This window comes from Streptosporangium oxazolinicum, from assembly GCF_039537505.1.
Lineage (GTDB): Bacteria > Actinomycetota > Actinomycetes > Streptosporangiales > Streptosporangiaceae > Streptosporangium > Streptosporangium oxazolinicum.
Map to the genome: position 1 here is coordinate 1 of NZ_BAABAQ010000011.1, position 16456 is coordinate 16456.

The window sequence follows — 16456 nt, forward strand, 5'->3', positions numbered from 1 at the left end:
GTTATGGCGAAGGGGAAACACCCGGTTACATTCCGAACCCGGAAGTTAAGCTCTTCAGCGCCGATGGTACTGCACCGGGGACGGTGTGGGAGAGTAGGTCACCGCCGGACAATCGTTTATGAAGGGCCTCCACCGTTGGTGGGGGCCCTTCATGCTTTTTGCATTACCGGGGTTCGCTGAGCGGCCTTCGGCTCCCCTGGCATCTCAAGGCAATATGTTCGCCGACGAGTCAGATGACTCCGCCGTTCTCTCAGAATCGTCCACGAAGGGTCCGGCGGGATAGCCTTGATCATTTGTGGGTGCCGGGGGAAGGGCGTATGGACTTTCAGAGGCTTGCTAGGCTGGAGAGGCCGGGCCATCCCACCAGCGGGTGGCCTTCGTCGCGCCAGACCACGATAGGGCGGGGCAGCGATAGCGAACGGGGCGCACCCCGCGGCCGGAGACCGCCCGTATAGCGAACGTCCCATCCGATCGAGGAGATGGGGCGTGCTCGCAGAGTGAGCCAACGAAATGGACCAGAAGTGAACAGTGACAACGGGCCTGAGGGCGCGGGCCGACGCGAAGAGGGCGAAAACCGCGGATCTGGTGGCCAGGGAGGCCACCGTAGCGATCGCGCAGGTGGTGACAGGGGACGTCCGGGCGACGGTCCCCGATACGGTGAGCGCCGAGAGGGGCGCTCGAGTGGTTCTTACGGCTCTCGTGATCGTGGCGACCGACCGTCCTACAACCGTGACGACCGTGGGTCCGGCCGTCCCCCGTTCAACCGCGACGACCGTCCACGGAGCGGGCAGAGGCCCTCAGGGCCGCGTGGCGAGGGTCAGCGTCCTTACGGTGACCGTGACCAGTCCCGCGGTGGTTCCTACGGAGCCCGTGATCGTGGCGATCGGCCGTCCTACAACCGTGACGACCGTGGGTCCGGTCGTCCGTCGTTCAACCGTGACGACCGTGGTGAGCGCAGGTCGTTCAACCGGGACGACCGTCCCGGCGGTGGGTATCGCGGTGATCGTCCGTCCTTCAATCGTGACGATCGTGGTGGGGACCGTCCGCCGTTCAACCGTGATGACCGCGGTGGGGAGCGTCGTTCGTACGGTGACCGTGACCAGGCTCGTGGCCGCTATGGGGCGCGTCCCGATGGGGAACGCAGGCCCTTCAACCGCGATGACCGTCCCGGCGGGGGGCGTCCTCCGTTCAATCGCGATGACCGTGGCGGGGACCGGCCGTCGTTCAACCGTGATGATCGCGGGTCCGGCCGTCCGTCGTTCAACCGTGACGACCGTGGGGAGCGCAGGCCGTTTAACCGTGACGACCGTCCTGGTGGGGGGCGCCCTCCGTTCAATCGCGACGATCGTCCCGGGGGTGGGTATCGGGGCGACCGTCCCGCCTCCAACCGTGACGATCGCGGCGGGGACCGTCCGCCGTTCAACCGCGATGACCGTGGTTCGGGTCGTCCGTCGTTCAACCGTGATGACCGGTCGTCGTTCGGCCGTGATGATCGTGGTGGGGATCGTCGTTCGTACGGTGACCGTGACCAGGCTCGTGGCCGCTATGGGTCGCGTCCCGATGGGGAGCGCAGGCCGTTCAATCGCGATGACCGTCCCGGCGGTGGGTACCGAGGCGACCGCGGTGATCGTCCCGCCTTCAACCGTGACGATCGCGGGTCCGGCCGTCCGTCGTTCAATCGCGACGACCGTGGGGAGCGCAGGCCGTTTAACCGTGACGACCGTCCTGGTGGGGGGCGCCCTCCGTTCAATCGCGACGATCGTCCCGGGGGTGGGTATCGGGGCGACCGTCCCGCCTCCAACCGTGACGATCGCGGCGGGGACCGTCCGCCGTTCAACCGCGATGACCGTGGTTCGGGTCGTCCGTCGTTCAACCGTGATGACCGGTCGTCGTTCGGCCGTGATGATCGTGGTGGGGATCGTCGTTCGTACGGTGACCGTGACCAGGCTCGTGGCCGCTATGGGTCGCGTCCCGATGGGGAGCGCAGGCCGTTCAATCGCGATGACCGTCCCGGCGGTGGGTACCGAGGCGACCGCGGTGATCGTCCCGCCTTCAACCGTGACGATCGCGGGTCCGGCCGTCCGTCGTTCAATCGCGACGACCGTGGGGAGCGCAGGCCGTTTAACCGTGACGACCGTCCCGGGGGAGGGCGTCCTTTCGGGAACCGCGACCGTGACGCTGAGGGGTCCCGCACCCGCTATGGCCGGGATGACCGGTCCGGCGGCGGCGAGGCTCCCAGCGGCCAGCGTGAGGAGTTGCCCGAGCTCGCCCCGGACATCACCGCGGAGGAGCTCGACAAGGAGATCCGCGAAGAACTGCGTTCCCTCCCGCTTGACCTCGCGGATCTGATCTCCCGCCACCTCGTGGCGGCCGAGAGGGCCCTTGGCGAGGACGACGCGGAGCGGGCGTACGAGCACACGAAGGTCGCCCGCCGCTTCGCGGCCAGGATCGGAGTGATCCGCGAGGCCGTCGGCATCGCGGCTTACCGGGCCGGTCACTTCTCCGAGGCGCTCAGCGATCTGCGCGCGGCTCGCCGGATGACGGGTTCCGATTCGTTCCTCCCGATCATGGCTGACTGCGAGCGCGGTCTTGGCCGTCCCGAGCGCGCCCTTGACCTGGTCCGCTCCAAGGAGGCCGAGCGGCTCGACCGCATCGGCAAGATCGAGCTCGCCATCGTGGAATCCGGTGCCCGGAGGGATCTCGGCCAGAACGACGCCGCGGTCATCACCCTCCAGCGTCTTCCTGAGCTGCGTGACACCCGTCCCCAGCCCTGGTCGGCCCGCCTCGCCTTCGCCTACGCCGACGCGCTGTCCGCGGCGGGTCACGAGGGGCCGGCCACGGAGTGGTTCGGCCGGGCGATGGCCTTCGACGAGGACGGCGAGACCGACGCGGCCGAGCGCTACGCGGAGCTGACGGGCGCTGTCATCGAGGATCTCGAAGAGGACGACGACGAGGACGGGGAATTTGCCGACGGCGACACCCGCCCTCGCGACGACGCCGGTGCCGAGGGCGATGACGACACCGGTGACGATGACGCCGACATCGACGACGTCGCGGCTCTGGACGCGGAGATCGAGGCCGAAGATGATCTCTTCGACGACGAGTTGAGTGCGAACCGGCCCGCTGCCGGTGATGCTCCGGACAACGGCTCCTCCGGCGAAGGGGGCTCTTCCGGGAATTCCGGGGACTCCGGGGATTCCGGGAACGAGACGGTCGATGTAGAGCGGAAGGCGGAGGAAAAGCCCGGCAAGGTGGAGCGCGCTGTCGGTCCGGCCTTCATCGAGCCTGACTTCGGCGACATTCTCAGTGACGCCTCCGATGTCGGCTCCGATGGAGACGACGAGCTGGACGAGGACGATGAGCAGGGCCGGGGCAAGGCCGAGAAGAAGTAGTCCCGGGGACCTTCACCGCATTCCGGGTGGACGAGCTGTCCACCCGGAATGCGGGAGGTACCTCCATGGCGGTCCCGGACTTCATGGGACGCGTCGTTACGGCTGGATCCGGTCCAGCCAGTGCAGGATTCCCGCCACATTGGACGAGGCGCCGCTCAGTAGTTCGAACTGCTCGGCGGTCGCCTCGTCCGCATGCAGGGCCGCGTAACGCTCGCGGGTGCGCTCCCTGACCATGGCAGCCGCGTGGTCCAGGTCCATGCCCTCCGTACGGGCTTGACGGGTCAGGTCGACCCAGACGCGAAGCTCCTCGGCGGAGCGTCCCAGGATCTCCTCCACCTCCGCGACCGGTCCGTAGTGACTGAAGAGCAGCCTTTGCGGGCCCAGCGCTTTGAACAGGGCGATCGAGTCCAGCGCGGTTCCCAGGTCGAAGTCCGGCGGGGGTGTGGCAGGACGCAGGTCGTTCGTCTCCGGAAGGTAGACCCCGGCCGCGTCGCCGACGTAGAGGTCTCCGGTGCCGGAGTCGATGAGTCCCACGTGATGTCTGGCGTGCCCCGGTGAGTAGTGGCTGTTCAGGGTACGGCCGTTGCCGAGGTCGATCGTGTCGGTGTCGCCGAGCGCGCGAATCCGTGAGGCTTCCGTGGGGGAGAGCTCGCCGAACAGGATGTCCAGCTTGTCGCCCCAGACCATTCGCGCGCTGGCCATCAGCCTGGATGGGTCGGCGAGATGCCGGGCGCCCTTCTCGTGAACCACGATCTCCGCGTCCGGGTAGAAACCGGCGATGTCGCCGACCCCGCCCGCGTGATCCAGGTGGATGTGCGTGACGACGACCGTGGCGAGATCTCTCGGGCCGACGCCCAGCGAGGTGAGGGCGTCGCGCACCACGGGAGCGGAGGTGGAGGTACCGGTCTCCACCAGGCAGGGGCGGTCTCCAAGGATCAGGTATCCGGCCGTGATGCTGGAGTACCCGGCCATCCTCGTGTCGATCTCATAGACGTCCCCGCCGAGGGCGGTGATGTTGTCCACAGGCCACCTCATAACTGGAACCGGTATCCACAGAACGGTATTCGGCCACTTCCGGCGCAGCTCACATCGTAGAGAGTCGTCCTCGACCGGCAGGATCGAGGGAGGATCGCATGGATCGTAACGAGGTCATTCTCGTTGGCCGTCTACCTGAGGTGGCCCACATCAGGTCGTTGCGGAGCGGGAGCACGCTCGGCACCTGGCGGCTGATCGTCCGGCGGCAGCATCGCGGGCGTGGCGCCCGGGTCGACACCATTCCGTGCGCGTCGTTCGAGACCGAGGTCATCGAGGCCGTGGCCGGTTGGCTGCCCGATGACATCGTCGAGGTGACGGGTTCGCTACGCCGCCGCTGGTGGGGAAATGAAGGGGCCAAATCGTCCGGTTACGAGGTCGAGGTGCGTTCCGTGAGACGCCTCGAGCGCAAGGTCACCATGATTTTGACCGGTGACGAGGGGGATCCCGTGGCCGCCCCGCTCCGGTCGGTGCACTCACTTCTGCACGCGAGGAAGGTGGCTGAGGGTCTCCAGACGAGGGAGGAGACCACGGGGCAGGCGGGGGCGGGGAGCGCGGGGCAGACAGGGGAGGAGATCACGGGACAGGCGGGCGAGGGGAGTGCGAGACAGACGGGGGAGGAGGGCGCGGGGCAGGGTGGGGAGTCGCGGATCACCCCGGCCAGACCCGGCCTCACCTCGGTGCCGGACCCCACCATCTCGACCGGGCCTGACCCCGCCACTTCGACCGGCCCGGACCCCACCCCGGTTGGTCTGGATCTCGCCCGGCCGGACTCCGGTTCCTTTGCTCCTCAGGACTCGGTGGTTCTCAGGACTCGGGCTTCTCGAAGGGCGGGTTCTTCCCGGGGGATGTCTGTCCCGGGGTGAGCAGGCGCAGAACGAAGCCGGTCCTGGGCTTCGGGCCGAAGGAGGTGGACTTGCGAGGCACCCGTTCCCCGTGAGCCGCGATCGCGAGCACATCGTCGACCGCCAGTGGGCGCAGCAGCACCGCGGTCCCGCCGGAGGCCTGTGCGAGCCGTACGGCGGCCTCCGGGTCGTGGTGGACGACGCGCACCGACAGTTCGTCGTCCTGTATCCCCCACACCTTCGGCAGGAGAAACTCCGCGAGGATCGAGGTGTTCAGCGCTCGCCACCCGGCCGAGCGCTCGGACGGCATGGCGTGTTCGAGCTGGTCGGGGTCAGGGTTGGTGAGAAGGTGGGTGGACCCGCCGGCGGACAGCAGGTAAGCCGGTCCGCTGGTCTCCTCCAGCGCGGCCAGGCCGTCGGTCAGATCCGCATGGTCGTGCACCTGCCACGAGCCCTTGGCCTTGGCCAGTGCCTCCTCAAGCGGTAGTTCGGGAATGACCCGATGGATGGCCTTCAGGTCCGGTGGGTAGGCGCTGGAGTCCACCAGGAGCGCAAGGCCGAAATCCCACGGCCCAGGTTTCACGGAGCTCACCGGAGCCACCGCTTCCACGGCTGTCACGGGTTCTACGGGCGTGACCGCTTCTAGGGGTTCTACAGGTTCTACGGGTGCGACTGCTTCTGGGGGCTTCACGGGCGTGACCGCTTCTCGGGCTGTCACGGGTTCCACGGATGCCACAGGCGTCACTGTTTCCACATGTTCCACAGGCGTGACCGCTTCAGGTTCCACGGGCGCCACGGGGGTGACCGCTTCCAGGGCTGTCACGTGTTCTACGGGCATGGCTGTCGCGGCATCACTCGTGGTGGAGGCACGGAGTTCCCGCTGGAGCGCGAGGTAGGTGGCGTAGCGGTGGTGCCCGTCGGCGATGAGGGCCTGGCGGGGGCGGAGGTCGGCGTCGATGGAGGCGAGCTCCCCGGTGTCGGTGACGGCCCACAGCCGGTGCCTGACCCCGTCTCCGGTCTCCGCCTCCACCAGCGGGGGCCGGGACGCGGCGATGTGGTCGACGAGGTGGGTGGTGGCGCCGTCCGCGCCGTCGTAGAGCAGGAAGATGGGTTCCAGGTTGGCTTCCGTGGTGCGCATCAGCGCCAGCCGGTCGGCGACAGGTCCGGGCATCACGTTCTCGTGCGGCAGGACGATCCGCAGCTCCGGGTCGGCCAGGCCCACGTCGCCGATGATCCCGCGCTGCAGGACCCCGGGGCCCGACTGCTCGTAGACGTAGACCGCCGGCGTCTCGTCGGCGGCCAGCACCCCGGAGGAGAGCCATCGGTGAAGCGTCTCTCGTGCCTCGACGTATCTGTGGTGGTCGGTGCCGGGAAGGATCAAACGCACCACGTTGTTGGGGTGGGTGTCGAGAAGCTTTCGCACGCCGACCTCGTCGATGAGGTCGTAAGGCGGTGAGGTGACCCCGGCCAGATCGTCGACCGTGAACCGTACGCCCCGGAACGGGCGCAGCACCAGCCCGCCGGGTATCGGCAGTTCAGGATTCGCCATAGAGGGCATGCTGCCATAAAGGCCTGAAACGGCCGGGGGCCGCTTCGAGTCTGCGGTGGTGCCCGGTCCGTCAGGGAATCGGCCAGATCTGTCGTCTGTCGATGAAGGAGGCCTCACATAATGGTCCAAGGACGTGGCGGTCCGTCTGATTCCCCCAGCCCCGAGACGGGCGCTCCGGCCGGGGACGTCTACGAATGGTTTCAACGAGGGATGAGGCTGCTGGCCGAGGGCAGTCCGGCGGCGGCCGCCGCGCTGCTGGAGCGGGCGGCCGACGCGGAGCCGGAGTCGAGGAGCATCCGGGAGGCCCTCGCCCGAGCGCAGTTCAACTCCCGGCAGTACGCCGACGCCGTCGACAGTTTCCGCTGGATCATCGACGCCAATCCGGCCGAGGATTACGCGTATTTCGGCCTCGGGCTCGCCCTGTGGCGTACCGGGGACATGGAGGGGGCTCAGGAACCGCTGGCCATCGCCGTCGCGATGCGGCCGGACCTGCGGCACTACGTTTCCGCGCTGAAAAGCGTTCGCGCCACGTTGCGCGCCCGCAGGATGTGATTGATCCGTACTGACCTGTTGCTGGGATCCCGTATGCCCGCAAGGTGTGACGCGTGCTGTTCCGCCGGATTCCGTGCGTCTGTGAGGTGTGTTTTGTGCGGGTTAGCCGGATTCCGTGCGCTTGCGGGGTGTGCCCCGTACAAGTTCTTAGTGTGATTCCATGCGCCCAGGATGATCCATGCCAACCTGCCGGTGTGGCGCGCAGGGCGCTCGTCGCGGTTCCGCCGGATGTGATCACTGCGGGTGATGGAACGTGGGTGATGAAATAGGCCGGTGGACACGAATACGCTGATCGACCCGTATGACACTCTTCTCCTCGACCTCGACGGGGTGGTGTATCTCGGACGCGACCCCGTACCGGCGGCTCCCGAGGCCCTGAGCCGGGCGGCGGAGCGTGGTGTGCGCCTCGCCTACGTCACCAACAACGCCTCACGCACCCCCGCCGCCATCGCCCAGCACCTGCGCGCGCTGGGCGCCCCCGCGGCCGCCGAGGACGTCGTGACCTCCTCCCAGGCCGCCGCGAGGCTCGTGGCCGAGCGGGTCGAACCGGGCGCCGCGGTGCTGGTGGTCGGCGGGATGGGGTTGCGCACCGCGCTGCGCGCCCACGGGCTGCGCCCGGTCAGCACCGCCCTGGACGGCCCGGTCGCGGTCGTCCAGGGCATCGCTCCCGATCTCTCCTACGGTCTGCTGGCCGAGGGGACACTCGCCGTGAGAGGGGGAGCCCTCTTCGTCGCCGCGAACGCCGACTCGACCATGCCGACCGGCAGGGGAGAGCTTCCCGGCAACGGCTCGATGATCAGGGTCATCGCCACGGCGACAGGGGTGTCGCCGATCGTCGCGGGAAAGCCCGAGCCGCCCCTGCACCGCGAGTCGATGCTCCGTACCGGATCGCAGCGGCCCCTGGTGGTCGGCGACAGGCTCGACACCGACATCGAGGGGGCGACCAACGCGGGGGTGGACAGTCTGCTGGTCCTGACCGGGGTGGCGAGCCCGCTCGACGTGCTGACCGCCGCCCCCCGGCACCGGCCCACCTACGTCGCCGCCGATCTGTCCGACCTGCACCGGCCCTATCCCGAGGTACGGCGGATCGGGGACGGGTGGACCTGCGAGGGGTGGACGGCCCGCTGGGAGGAGGGCGCCCTCACCCTCGAAGGCGGGGGTGAGCCGATCGACGGGCTCCGCGCCGCTTCCGCCGCGACCTGGGAGGCCGCGGGCGAGGGCCGGGCGGACGAGGACGCGGTGAAGGCGGCGCTCGACTCCGCGCTCTCGCCGCGAACCTCGCGCTCCGGCTGAGACGGCGGCCTCAGCCCCCGTGCCCCCGCCACGTGACCCCATGTGATCTCACGTGCCCCCCTGATGCCGAGCCGGACGTCGGTCTCCGGGGCCCTCCGCCCGCGTGATCCCGCCCTCGGGCGGGATCCTCAGAGGAGCTTGCGCAGGCGGAGAAGGTCGCCGAAGCTGGCGTCGACCTTGACCCGGCCGCCGAAAACGGCCCGTCCCATGTCGAGATCCCCGTTGACCAGCGAGACGAGATCGTCGCTGCCGATGGTCAGTTTCACTTCGGCCTGCCTGTCGTCGTCCGGGGACAGATCCTCGAAGGGGCCGAGGCCGCCGTGGTGGATGTGGCCGTAGAAGGTGACGCCGAGATCCTTGACGTGGCAGCTGATGCTGCGCTCGACCACGTGCTTGGCGCGGCTCTCCTGATCAACCTCGTCGAACTGCTCGCCGAGTTTGCGCAGTGCCACCCGGCACTCGTCGACGGTCGCCATCGCGTGGCGCTCCCTTCTCTCCCTGACCGATCCGAATCCCTTTCAGGTACGGACGGTAGCGTTCCACATGGGCACGGCATGCAATCCGGCGCGGGGGTGTGCCGGAGAAAGAGGCTTCTGCCATGGCGTCCGAAACGTCGCGAGACTATGTGTTGGCGGTCGCCGACCTTAATGGAATGACAACGAGCGAGGTCCCCGTGATAGTTCACGGTTTACCCATCTTTGGAGAATCCCTTCCCTCCTCGCCCGTGCTGGACCCGCCCGCGTTGGATTGGCCGGTGCTGGACCGGTCCGTGCTGGGCGGTTCGGCGTCGGAAAGGACAGCGGTGGCCGGGTTCGTGGTGTGGCCCGGGAAAAGGCCATAGAAGCGGGGCGTCCGCGAGTACGGGCACGGGAGGGCAGGAAAGACGGGAAAGCCCGCCGGGGCGACGAGGGGCGCGGGTTCCGATACGGTCGGGGAATTCACCGGCGCGGCGCCGACGAGCGTCGTGCTCGTACGGCGGCGAGGGCCGCGGAGACGGCCATGACGGCCAGGCGGCCAGGAGCGGTTCCGGAGGGGGCGTATGACGGACCTGCTGGAGGAGACGGGCGAGACGGGCGACGAGCGGGCGGACGCCGCGCTGGGCGGGCTCACCCGTCTCGGCGCCCTGCCCGTCTCCGCGCACGCGGACGTCTTCGAGGAGGTGTTCACCGGGCTGGAACAGGCGCTCGCCGCGGTGAACGGCGCCACGGCGCGGGAATCCGCCGTGGCCGACGACATCCCGGGACGGGTGACCGCCTCGCCGGACGATGCCTCAGGGCGGTCCATCGCCCCGGCGCACGGCACCCCAGGGCGGGAAACAGCCTCACCGCACGATGTTCCGGGGCAGGGGGACGACTCGGTGGACGGCCCCTGGGACCGGCGCCCGTGAGCCGCCGGTCACGCCTCGACAGCGAGCTCGTCCGCCGGAAACTGGCGCGGTCCCGGGAACAGGCGGCCCAGCTCATCGAGGCCGGTCGGGTCAGCGTCGGCGGCCAGGTGGCCGCCAAGCCCGCGACCCAGGTCGACACGGCCTCGGCGATCGTGGTCGTGGAGGCGGCGGAGGGCCCCGACTACGTCTCGCGGGGCGCGCACAAGCTCCTCGGCGCACTGGAGGCCTTCGGCCCCCTCGGCCTCACCGTCGAGGGGCGTCGCTGCCTGGACGCGGGGGCCTCGACCGGGGGCTTCACCGACGTGCTGCTGCGCGCCGGAGCGGCCCACGTCCTCGCCGTCGACGTCGGGTACGGCCAGCTCGCGTGGTCGCTGCGGACCGACGACAGGGTCACGGTCATGGAACGGGTCAACGTCAGGGACCTGAAACCCGACATGGTCGGCGAGGCGCCCACGCTGATCGTCGGTGACCTCTCCTTCATCTCCCTGCGCCTGGTGTTGCCGGCCCTGGCCCTGTGCGCCGCGGAGCGGGCCGACTTCGCGATGCTGGTCAAACCCCAGTTCGAGGTCGGCAGGGAGCGAGTCGGCGCGGGCGGGGTCGTCCGCGACCCGGAGCTCCGCGCCGGGGCCGTACGGGACGTGGCCGAAGCCGCGCGGACGCTCGGCCTGACCGTGCGGGGGGTCACCGCGAGCCCGCTGCCTGGTCCGTCCGGCAACGTCGAGTACGTCATCTGGCTGGGCAAGGGAGAGGGTGCTCCGCCGGTCTCCGATCTTGACGCGGAGATCGAGCGAGCGGTGGCGGAAGGCCCTCGATAGGTGGGACTCCCCGGCCCTCCGGCCCTCCGGCCCTCCTGGCCCCGGATCACCTGGTCACCCGAGTCCCTGGACGGTCGCCCGGCCCCGGATGGTCACCCGGCTCCGGACCACCCCAGTCCCGGATACCTGGTCACCCGCCCCCGATGACCCGAGGTCCCCGTAGACCCGAGAAAGTGGAGACTTGACATCCTCCCTTCCCTGGACGGAGGGGATCCCCACGATCACCCCTGAGAGTTCCCGATTCACCACCGGTCGCCCGCCAGGAGAAATCCCTTGAGGTCCCGCACCAGATCCACAGGCGTTTCATCTCTCCATCGGTCCGTCGGCGAGGACATCCCCGGTCGCAGTCGTGGCGGCGGAGATGTCGCCGGTTACGCTCGTGGCGGCGAGGACATCGCCGGTCGCGCTCGTGGCGGCACGGTCGTCGCCGCCGGGGACGGTACCGAACCGCGCGGCGCCGCGCCGCGTTTCCTCCCCCGCCCCGGGGCGGGGGTTTCCACGCTCAAGGAGAGTCGATGACTGCCAAGCGCACCGTGCTGGTCACCGCGCACACCGGGCGGGCGGCGGCCGTCGACAGCGCCCGGATGGTGATCCAGCGGTTCGTGGACGCCGGGTTGATCGTGCGCGTCCTCAACGCCGAGGCCGACGAGATCGCCTGCGCGGGCACCGACGTGGTACCCGCGGGTTCGGCGGCGGTCGACGCCGCCGAGATGATAATCGTGCTCGGCGGCGACGGCAGCCTCCTGCGGGCGGCCGAGCTCGCCCGCCCGGCGGGGGTGCCGCTGCTGGGGGTCAACCTCGGTCACGTGGGCTTCCTGGCCGAGGCCGAGGTGGAGGACCTGGCGGAGGCGGTCGACAGTGTGGTGGACGGCCGCTACGACGTCGAGGAGCGGATGACCATCGAGGTCACCGCCCGCCTCAACGGCAACCTGCTGGCCGACAGCTGGGCGCTGAACGAGGTCACCGTCGAGAAGAGCGAGCGGATGCTCGAGGTGGTCGCCGAGATCGACGGGCGCCCGCTGTCGCGCTGGGGATGCGACGGAGTGATCTGCGCCACACCGACCGGCTCGACCGCGTACGCCTTCTCCGCCGGGGGCCCGGTCGTGTGGCCCGAGGTGGAGGCGCTGCTACTGGTCCCCATCAGCGCTCACGCTCTGTTCGCCCGGCCCCTGGTGGTCTCGCCCCGTTCCAAGCTGGCGCTGGAGGTCCAGACGGAGACGGCGGGCGCGGTGCTGTGGTGCGACGGCCGCCGCAGGTTCGACCTGCCCGCCGGGGCGAGGGTGGAGCTCCGGCGGGCCGAACTGCCGGTACGGCTGGCGCGGCTGCACGGCCTGGAGGACACTGGGGCGCCGTTCACCGACAGGCTGGTCGCCAAGTTCGATCTCCCCGTACAGGGTTGGCGAGGTCGTGTGAGGCCCTAGTTCGTCCGGGCGGGCGACGCCTCAAGCGCGTAGGATCGTGCCCGCGCACCGCACTGATGTTCGGTGAATTCGATGTGACGGGAGGGACCAGTGCGACCTGGAGTCGAGGAGGTCCGCATCCAGGGGCTCGGCGTGATCGATGAGGCCGTCCTGGTGCTGGCGCCGGGATTCACCGTGGTCACGGGCGAGACGGGCGCCGGTAAGACGATGGTGGTGACCGGTCTGGGGCTGCTGTTCGGTGGCCGTGCCGACCCCGCCCGTGTCCGTCCCGGCTCAGGCAAGACCACCATCGAGGGCACGCTGATCGTCGACCCGGCGGGGCGGGTCGCCCAGCAGGTGCAGGACGTGGGCGGCGTGGTCGAGGACGGCGAGCTGATCATTTCGCGGTCGGTCTCCGTCGAGGGGCGCAGCCGCGCCTGGCTGGGCGGGCGGACCGTCCCCGTGGGCACGCTCACCTACCTGGCCGAGGACCTGGTGGCCGTGCACGGCCAGATGGACCAGCAGCGGCTGCTGCAGCCCGGCCGCCAGCGGGCCGCCCTCGACCGCTACGCCGGTGAGGAGCTGGTCAAGCCGCTGCGCGCCTACGAGCAGGCCTACAAGCGGCACCGGAAGACCGCGGAGCAGCTGGCCGAGCTGACCACCAGGGCCAGGGAGCGGGCCCAGGAGGCCGACCAGCTCAGGTTCGGGCTCGGCGAGGTCGAGAAGGCCGACCCCAAGCCCGGCGAGGAGATCGAGCTGCGCGAGGAGGAGGAGCGGCTCTCCCACGCCGACTCCCTCAGGGGCGCCGCGGAGACGGCGCACCGGGCGCTGCTCGGCGACCCGTTCGCCGGTGAGCAGGCCATGCCGGACGCCATCGCGCTGGTCGGCGAGGCCCGCGCGGCCGTGGAGGCGGTGCGCGACTTCGACCCCTCGCTCGCCGGGATCGCCGACCGCCTCGCGGAGGCTGGCTATCTGATCTCCGACGTCGCCACCGAGCTGGCCGCGTACGCCGAGTCGGTCGACGCCGACCCGGGCCGGCTCGCGGTCGTGCAGGAGCGGCGGGCCGTGCTCATCCACGTCATCCGCAAATACGGCCAGGACACCGCGGAGGTGCTCGCCTGGGCCGCGCGGGCCGCCGCCCGGGTGGCGGAGCTCGACGGCGACGACGACCGCATCGGCGAGCTCACCCGCGAGCACGAGGAGCTCACCGAGCGCCTCACCGAGCTGGCCGCCGAGCTGACCCGGGTCAGGACGGCGGCCGCGGAGCGGTTCGGGCGGGCCGTGACCGAGGAGCTCACCGCGCTGGCCATGCCGCACGCCAGGGTGGTGGTCGTCATCACCGCCGCCCCCGAGTTCGGTCCGCAGGGCGTCGACGAGGTCGAGCTGCGCATGGCGCCGCATCCGGCCTCCCCGCTCCTGCCGCTGAACAAGGGCGCCTCCGGAGGTGAGCTGAGCCGGGTGATGCTCGCCATCGAGGTGGTGTTCGCCGGTGCCGACCCGGTCCCGACGTTCGTCTTCGACGAGGTCGACGCGGGGGTGGGCGGCAAGGCCGCGGTGGAGATCGGCCGCAGGCTGGCGCGGCTGGCCCGCACCTCCCAGGTGATCGTCGTCACCCACCTCCCGCAGGTCGCGGCCTTCGCCGACCAACACCTCGTGGTGGAGAAGGCCGACGACGGGAGCGTGGTGCGCAGCGGCGTGATCGCCCTCGACAAGGACGGCAGGGCGCGGGAGCTCTCCCGCATGCTCGCCGGGCTCGAGGATTCCGAGCTGGGCCGCGCGCACGCCGAGGAGCTCCTGTCGATCGCCGCCGCCGACAAGGCGTGACCTGGAACAGGCTGAACAAGCCGGATAAAGGAGTGAAGAGAGTACGCGGGGGGCTGAAGGAGTAATTCTCGTGTTTAAGGGGAGCAGGTGCCGGGGGTCTCGGGTGACGTATCTAACACGCTGCCGACTGTTTGGCTCGCCCGGTCGTTCCCTCTGGCAGGATGGGCGTGATGAAGGTGCCGATTGACGGGCTTCAAGACAGGCTCACGAGGTACCTCCGCCACAGGAAGGTCACGGACCTTCCCGGGGTGACGGCAGTGGCGAGAATCGATCGGCGGACCAAGAGGCTGACCAAGCGCCTCAGGGCCGGGGAAATCGCGATTATCGATCACGTTGACGTTGACCGGGTGAGCGCGGAGGCTCTTGTCGCGTGCGGCGCGGCGGGTGTTGTCAACGTCGCCTCCGGCATCAGCGGCCGCTACCCCAACCTGGGCCCGCAGATCATCGTCGACGCCGGGGTGCCGTTCATCGACAACGCCACCCCCGAGCTGTTCGAGCGGATCAAGGACGGCGACCTGGTCAGGCTGCACGAGGGCGTCATCTACCTCGACGACGAGACGGTCGGCAAGGGCGACGTGCAGACGGCCGAGTCCGTCGAGGCCGCGATGAGCGAGGCGCGGGCCGGGCTGACCGTGCAGATCGAGGCGTTCGCGGCCAACACCATGGAGTACGTCCGCCGCGAGCGCGACCTCCTCATCGACGGGATCGGCGTCCCCGACGTCCGGACCGTCATGGAGGGCAGGCACGTCCTCATCGTGGTGCGCGGTTACCACTACAAGGAGGACATCGCGGCCCTCCGCCCCTACATCCGCGAATACCGTCCGATCATGATCGGGGTGGACGGCGGTGCCGACGCGCTGCTGGAGGCCGGATACCTGCCCGACATCATCGTCGGAGACTTCGACTCGGTCTCCACCAAGGCGCTCACCACCGGCGCCGAGCTGGTCGTGCACGCCTACCGCGACGGCAGGGCGCCGGGGCTGGAGCGGGTCCAGCAGCTGGGCCGCACCGCGGTGCTCTTCCCGGCGATCGGCACCAGCGAGGACATCGCCATGCTGCTCGCCGACGACAAGGGCGCCGATCTCATCGTCGCCGTCGGCACCCACGCGACCCTGGTGGAGTTCCTCGACAAGGGCCGCTCCGGCATGGCCAGCACCTTCCTCACCCGCCTGCGGGTGGGCAGCAAACTCGTCGACGCGAAAGGCGTCAGCCGGCTCTACCGCAGCCGGATCTCCACACCGTCCCTGCTCCTGCTCGTCGCGACCACGCTGATCACCATGGGAGTGGCGATCGTCGTCTCCCCGGTGGGCAAGATCTGGCTGGACAGCGTCCGCGATATCTGGAGCGGCTTCATCTTCTGGCTGGTCGGACTCTTCTCGTGATCGATTTCCGCTATCACCTCGTCTCCATCGTCGCGATCTTCCTCGCGCTGTCGGTCGGTATCGTGCTCGGCACCACCCTGCTCGAAGACCCCGTCATCAAGGCGAGCGAGTCGCTGGCCAACCAGCTCCGCGAGGGCAACAACGAGCTCCGCGACCAGGTGGACGCCCTGCAGAGGCGCGAGGCCGCCAACGACGCCTTCGTGATCGGCGACACCTCCCGGCTGGTCCGGGACGCGCTCGTCGGCAAGAGCATTGTGATCGTCGAGGCCCCGGGCAGCACGGCGAGCGTGCGCGAGGCGGCGCAGCAGGTGATCGAGGAGGCCGGGGGGAGCGTGACCGGCCGGATCACCCTCACCGAGCGGTTCACCGATCCCGCCCAGGCGGGCTTCGTCGACAAGCTGGCCGTCGGGGCCAAGGCCGCCGAGACCGTCTTCTCCGTGGAGGACACGGCGTACGACAAGGCGGCCGAGGTGCTCGCCGGCGCCATCCTGACCAGCGACTCCAGCCAGGTGGGCAAGGAACACCCGGCCGGGGCCGGCATCCTCGACGCCTTCCAGCGCGGCGGGCTGCTCACCGTCACCGACGAGCCCGCCAAGCGCGCGGACGCGGCCCTGGTGATCGCCCCGGCGGAGGCGTACACCGGGGAGACCGCGGGCGAGCAGGCGGGCGCGCTCGTGACGCTGGCGCTCGGCCTCGACGACGCGGGCCAGGGCACCGTGCTGGCCGGTACGCAGACCTCCGCCGCGCCCGGCGGGGTGATCACCGCGCTCCGCGAGGACGCGGCCTTCACGGAGAGGGTCTCCAGCGTCGACACCGCCGATATGCCCTCGGGACGGGTCGTAGTGGTCTACGCTCTCCGAGAGCAACTCACCGGGCTGGCCGGCCAGTACGGCATCGGCCCCGGCGTCTCCGGCATCGAGCCCAGCGCGACGCCGACCCCCACGGCCACCACCACGGCCGCCACGGCCACCTCCGGAGGATGACC

13 protein-coding genes and 1 rRNA gene are annotated in these 16456 nt (G+C 69.9%); 10 read left to right on the forward strand and 4 right to left on the reverse strand.

Going from position 1 to position 16456, the window contains the following annotated elements; all coding sequences use genetic code 11:
• A 5S ribosomal RNA gene (rrf, locus tag ABD817_RS26275) occupies positions 1 to 110 on the forward strand; the annotation flags it as partial.
• 687 nt (positions 111 to 797) lie between these two features.
• Here the strand turns inward: rrf and ABD817_RS26280 are convergent.
• A complete protein-coding gene (locus ABD817_RS26280; RefSeq protein WP_344920825.1) occupies positions 798 to 2417 on the reverse strand; it encodes a hypothetical protein in 1620 nt (539 codons plus the stop codon).
• On the opposite strand from ABD817_RS26280, the gene ABD817_RS26285 reads away from it, so the two are divergent.
• Positions 2364 to 3392, forward strand: a complete 1029-nt coding sequence (locus ABD817_RS26285; RefSeq protein ID WP_344920826.1) for a hypothetical protein — start codon at positions 2364 to 2366, stop codon at positions 3390 to 3392. The two genes, ABD817_RS26280 and ABD817_RS26285, sit on opposite strands and share 54 nt — an antisense overlap.
• A 96-nt stretch (positions 3393 to 3488) precedes the next feature.
• On the opposite strand, the gene ABD817_RS26290 is transcribed toward ABD817_RS26285, so the two are convergent.
• Positions 3489 to 4427 (reverse strand): MBL fold metallo-hydrolase, encoded by a 939-nt coding sequence (locus ABD817_RS26290; protein WP_425583410.1) that lies wholly within the window; start codon positions 4425 to 4427, stop codon positions 3489 to 3491.
• A gap of 804 nt (positions 4428 to 5231) precedes the next feature.
• Positions 5232 to 6827: a DUF1015 family protein gene (locus tag ABD817_RS26295; protein ID WP_425583411.1), complete on the reverse strand. Its 1596-nt coding sequence runs from the start codon at positions 6825 to 6827 to the stop codon at positions 5232 to 5234.
• Between the two features lie 111 nt (positions 6828 to 6938).
• Between ABD817_RS26295 and ABD817_RS26300 the strand changes: the two genes are divergently transcribed.
• Positions 6939 to 7370, forward strand: a complete 432-nt coding sequence (locus ABD817_RS26300; RefSeq protein WP_344920829.1) for a tetratricopeptide repeat protein — start codon at positions 6939 to 6941, stop codon at positions 7368 to 7370.
• A 273-nt stretch (positions 7371 to 7643) separates the two neighbouring features.
• Positions 7644 to 8663, forward strand: a complete 1020-nt coding sequence (locus ABD817_RS26305; RefSeq protein WP_344920830.1) for an HAD-IIA family hydrolase — start codon at positions 7644 to 7646, stop codon at positions 8661 to 8663.
• A 128-nt stretch (positions 8664 to 8791) separates the two neighbouring features.
• Here ABD817_RS26305 and ABD817_RS26310 read toward each other — a convergent pair whose 3' ends face one another.
• Positions 8792 to 9139, reverse strand: coding sequence for an SCP2 sterol-binding domain-containing protein (locus tag ABD817_RS26310; protein ID WP_344920831.1), 348 nt, complete (start codon positions 9137 to 9139; stop codon positions 8792 to 8794).
• A gap of 563 nt (positions 9140 to 9702) precedes the next feature.
• On the opposite strand from ABD817_RS26310, the gene ABD817_RS26315 reads away from it, so the two are divergent.
• The 6 genes from ABD817_RS26315 to ABD817_RS26340 all read left to right on the forward strand — a co-directional run bounded on the left by ABD817_RS26315 (position 9703) and on the right by ABD817_RS26340 (position 16454).
• The gene (locus tag ABD817_RS26315; RefSeq protein ID WP_344920832.1) at positions 9703 to 10050 is read left to right on the forward strand and encodes a hypothetical protein; all 348 of its coding nucleotides are present in this window, start codon (positions 9703 to 9705) and stop codon (positions 10048 to 10050) included.
• Complete coding sequence (locus tag ABD817_RS26320) at positions 10047 to 10865, forward strand: TlyA family RNA methyltransferase (RefSeq protein ID WP_344920833.1); 819 nt, start codon at positions 10047 to 10049, stop codon at positions 10863 to 10865. Before ABD817_RS26315 ends, ABD817_RS26320 begins: the two co-directional genes overlap by 4 nt.
• Positions 10866 to 11380: 515 nt before the next feature.
• The gene (locus ABD817_RS26325) at positions 11381 to 12286 is read left to right on the forward strand and encodes an NAD kinase (protein ID WP_344920834.1); all 906 of its coding nucleotides are present in this window, start codon (positions 11381 to 11383) and stop codon (positions 12284 to 12286) included.
• A 90-nt stretch (positions 12287 to 12376) separates the two neighbouring features.
• A complete protein-coding gene (recN, locus tag ABD817_RS26330; protein ID WP_344920835.1) occupies positions 12377 to 14089 on the forward strand; it encodes a DNA repair protein RecN in 1713 nt (570 codons plus the stop codon).
• Positions 14090 to 14259: 170 nt separating this feature from the next.
• Complete coding sequence (gene steA / locus ABD817_RS26335; protein ID WP_344920836.1) at positions 14260 to 15471, forward strand: putative cytokinetic ring protein SteA; 1212 nt, start codon at positions 14260 to 14262, stop codon at positions 15469 to 15471.
• Positions 15468 to 16454, forward strand: a complete 987-nt coding sequence (locus ABD817_RS26340; protein ID WP_344920837.1) for a copper transporter — start codon at positions 15468 to 15470, stop codon at positions 16452 to 16454. Before steA ends, ABD817_RS26340 begins: the two co-directional genes overlap by 4 nt.
• Positions 16455 to 16456: the final 2 nt, after the last annotated feature.

What these genes read in the sequence shown, in the direction of transcription:
- ABD817_RS26310 (WP_344920831.1), bottom strand. Translation starts at nt 9,139, where the DNA reads ATGGCGACCGTCGACGAGTGCCGGGTGGCACTGCGCAAACTCGGCGAG.
- ABD817_RS26300 (WP_344920829.1), top strand. Translation starts at nt 6,939, where the DNA reads ATGGTCCAAGGACGTGGCGGTCCGTCTGATTCCCCCAGCCCCGAGACG.
- ABD817_RS26295 (WP_425583411.1), bottom strand. Translation starts at nt 6,827, where the DNA reads ATGCCCTCTATGGCGAATCCTGAACTGCCGATACCCGGCGGGCTGGTG.
- ABD817_RS26325 (WP_344920834.1), top strand. Translation starts at nt 11,381, where the DNA reads ATGACTGCCAAGCGCACCGTGCTGGTCACCGCGCACACCGGGCGGGCG.
- ABD817_RS26290 (WP_425583410.1), bottom strand. Translation starts at nt 4,427, where the DNA reads ATGAGGTGGCCTGTGGACAACATCACCGCCCTCGGCGGGGACGTCTAT.
- steA (WP_344920836.1), top strand. Translation starts at nt 14,260, where the DNA reads ATGAAGGTGCCGATTGACGGGCTTCAAGACAGGCTCACGAGGTACCTC.
- ABD817_RS26315 (WP_344920832.1), top strand. Translation starts at nt 9,703, where the DNA reads ATGACGGACCTGCTGGAGGAGACGGGCGAGACGGGCGACGAGCGGGCG.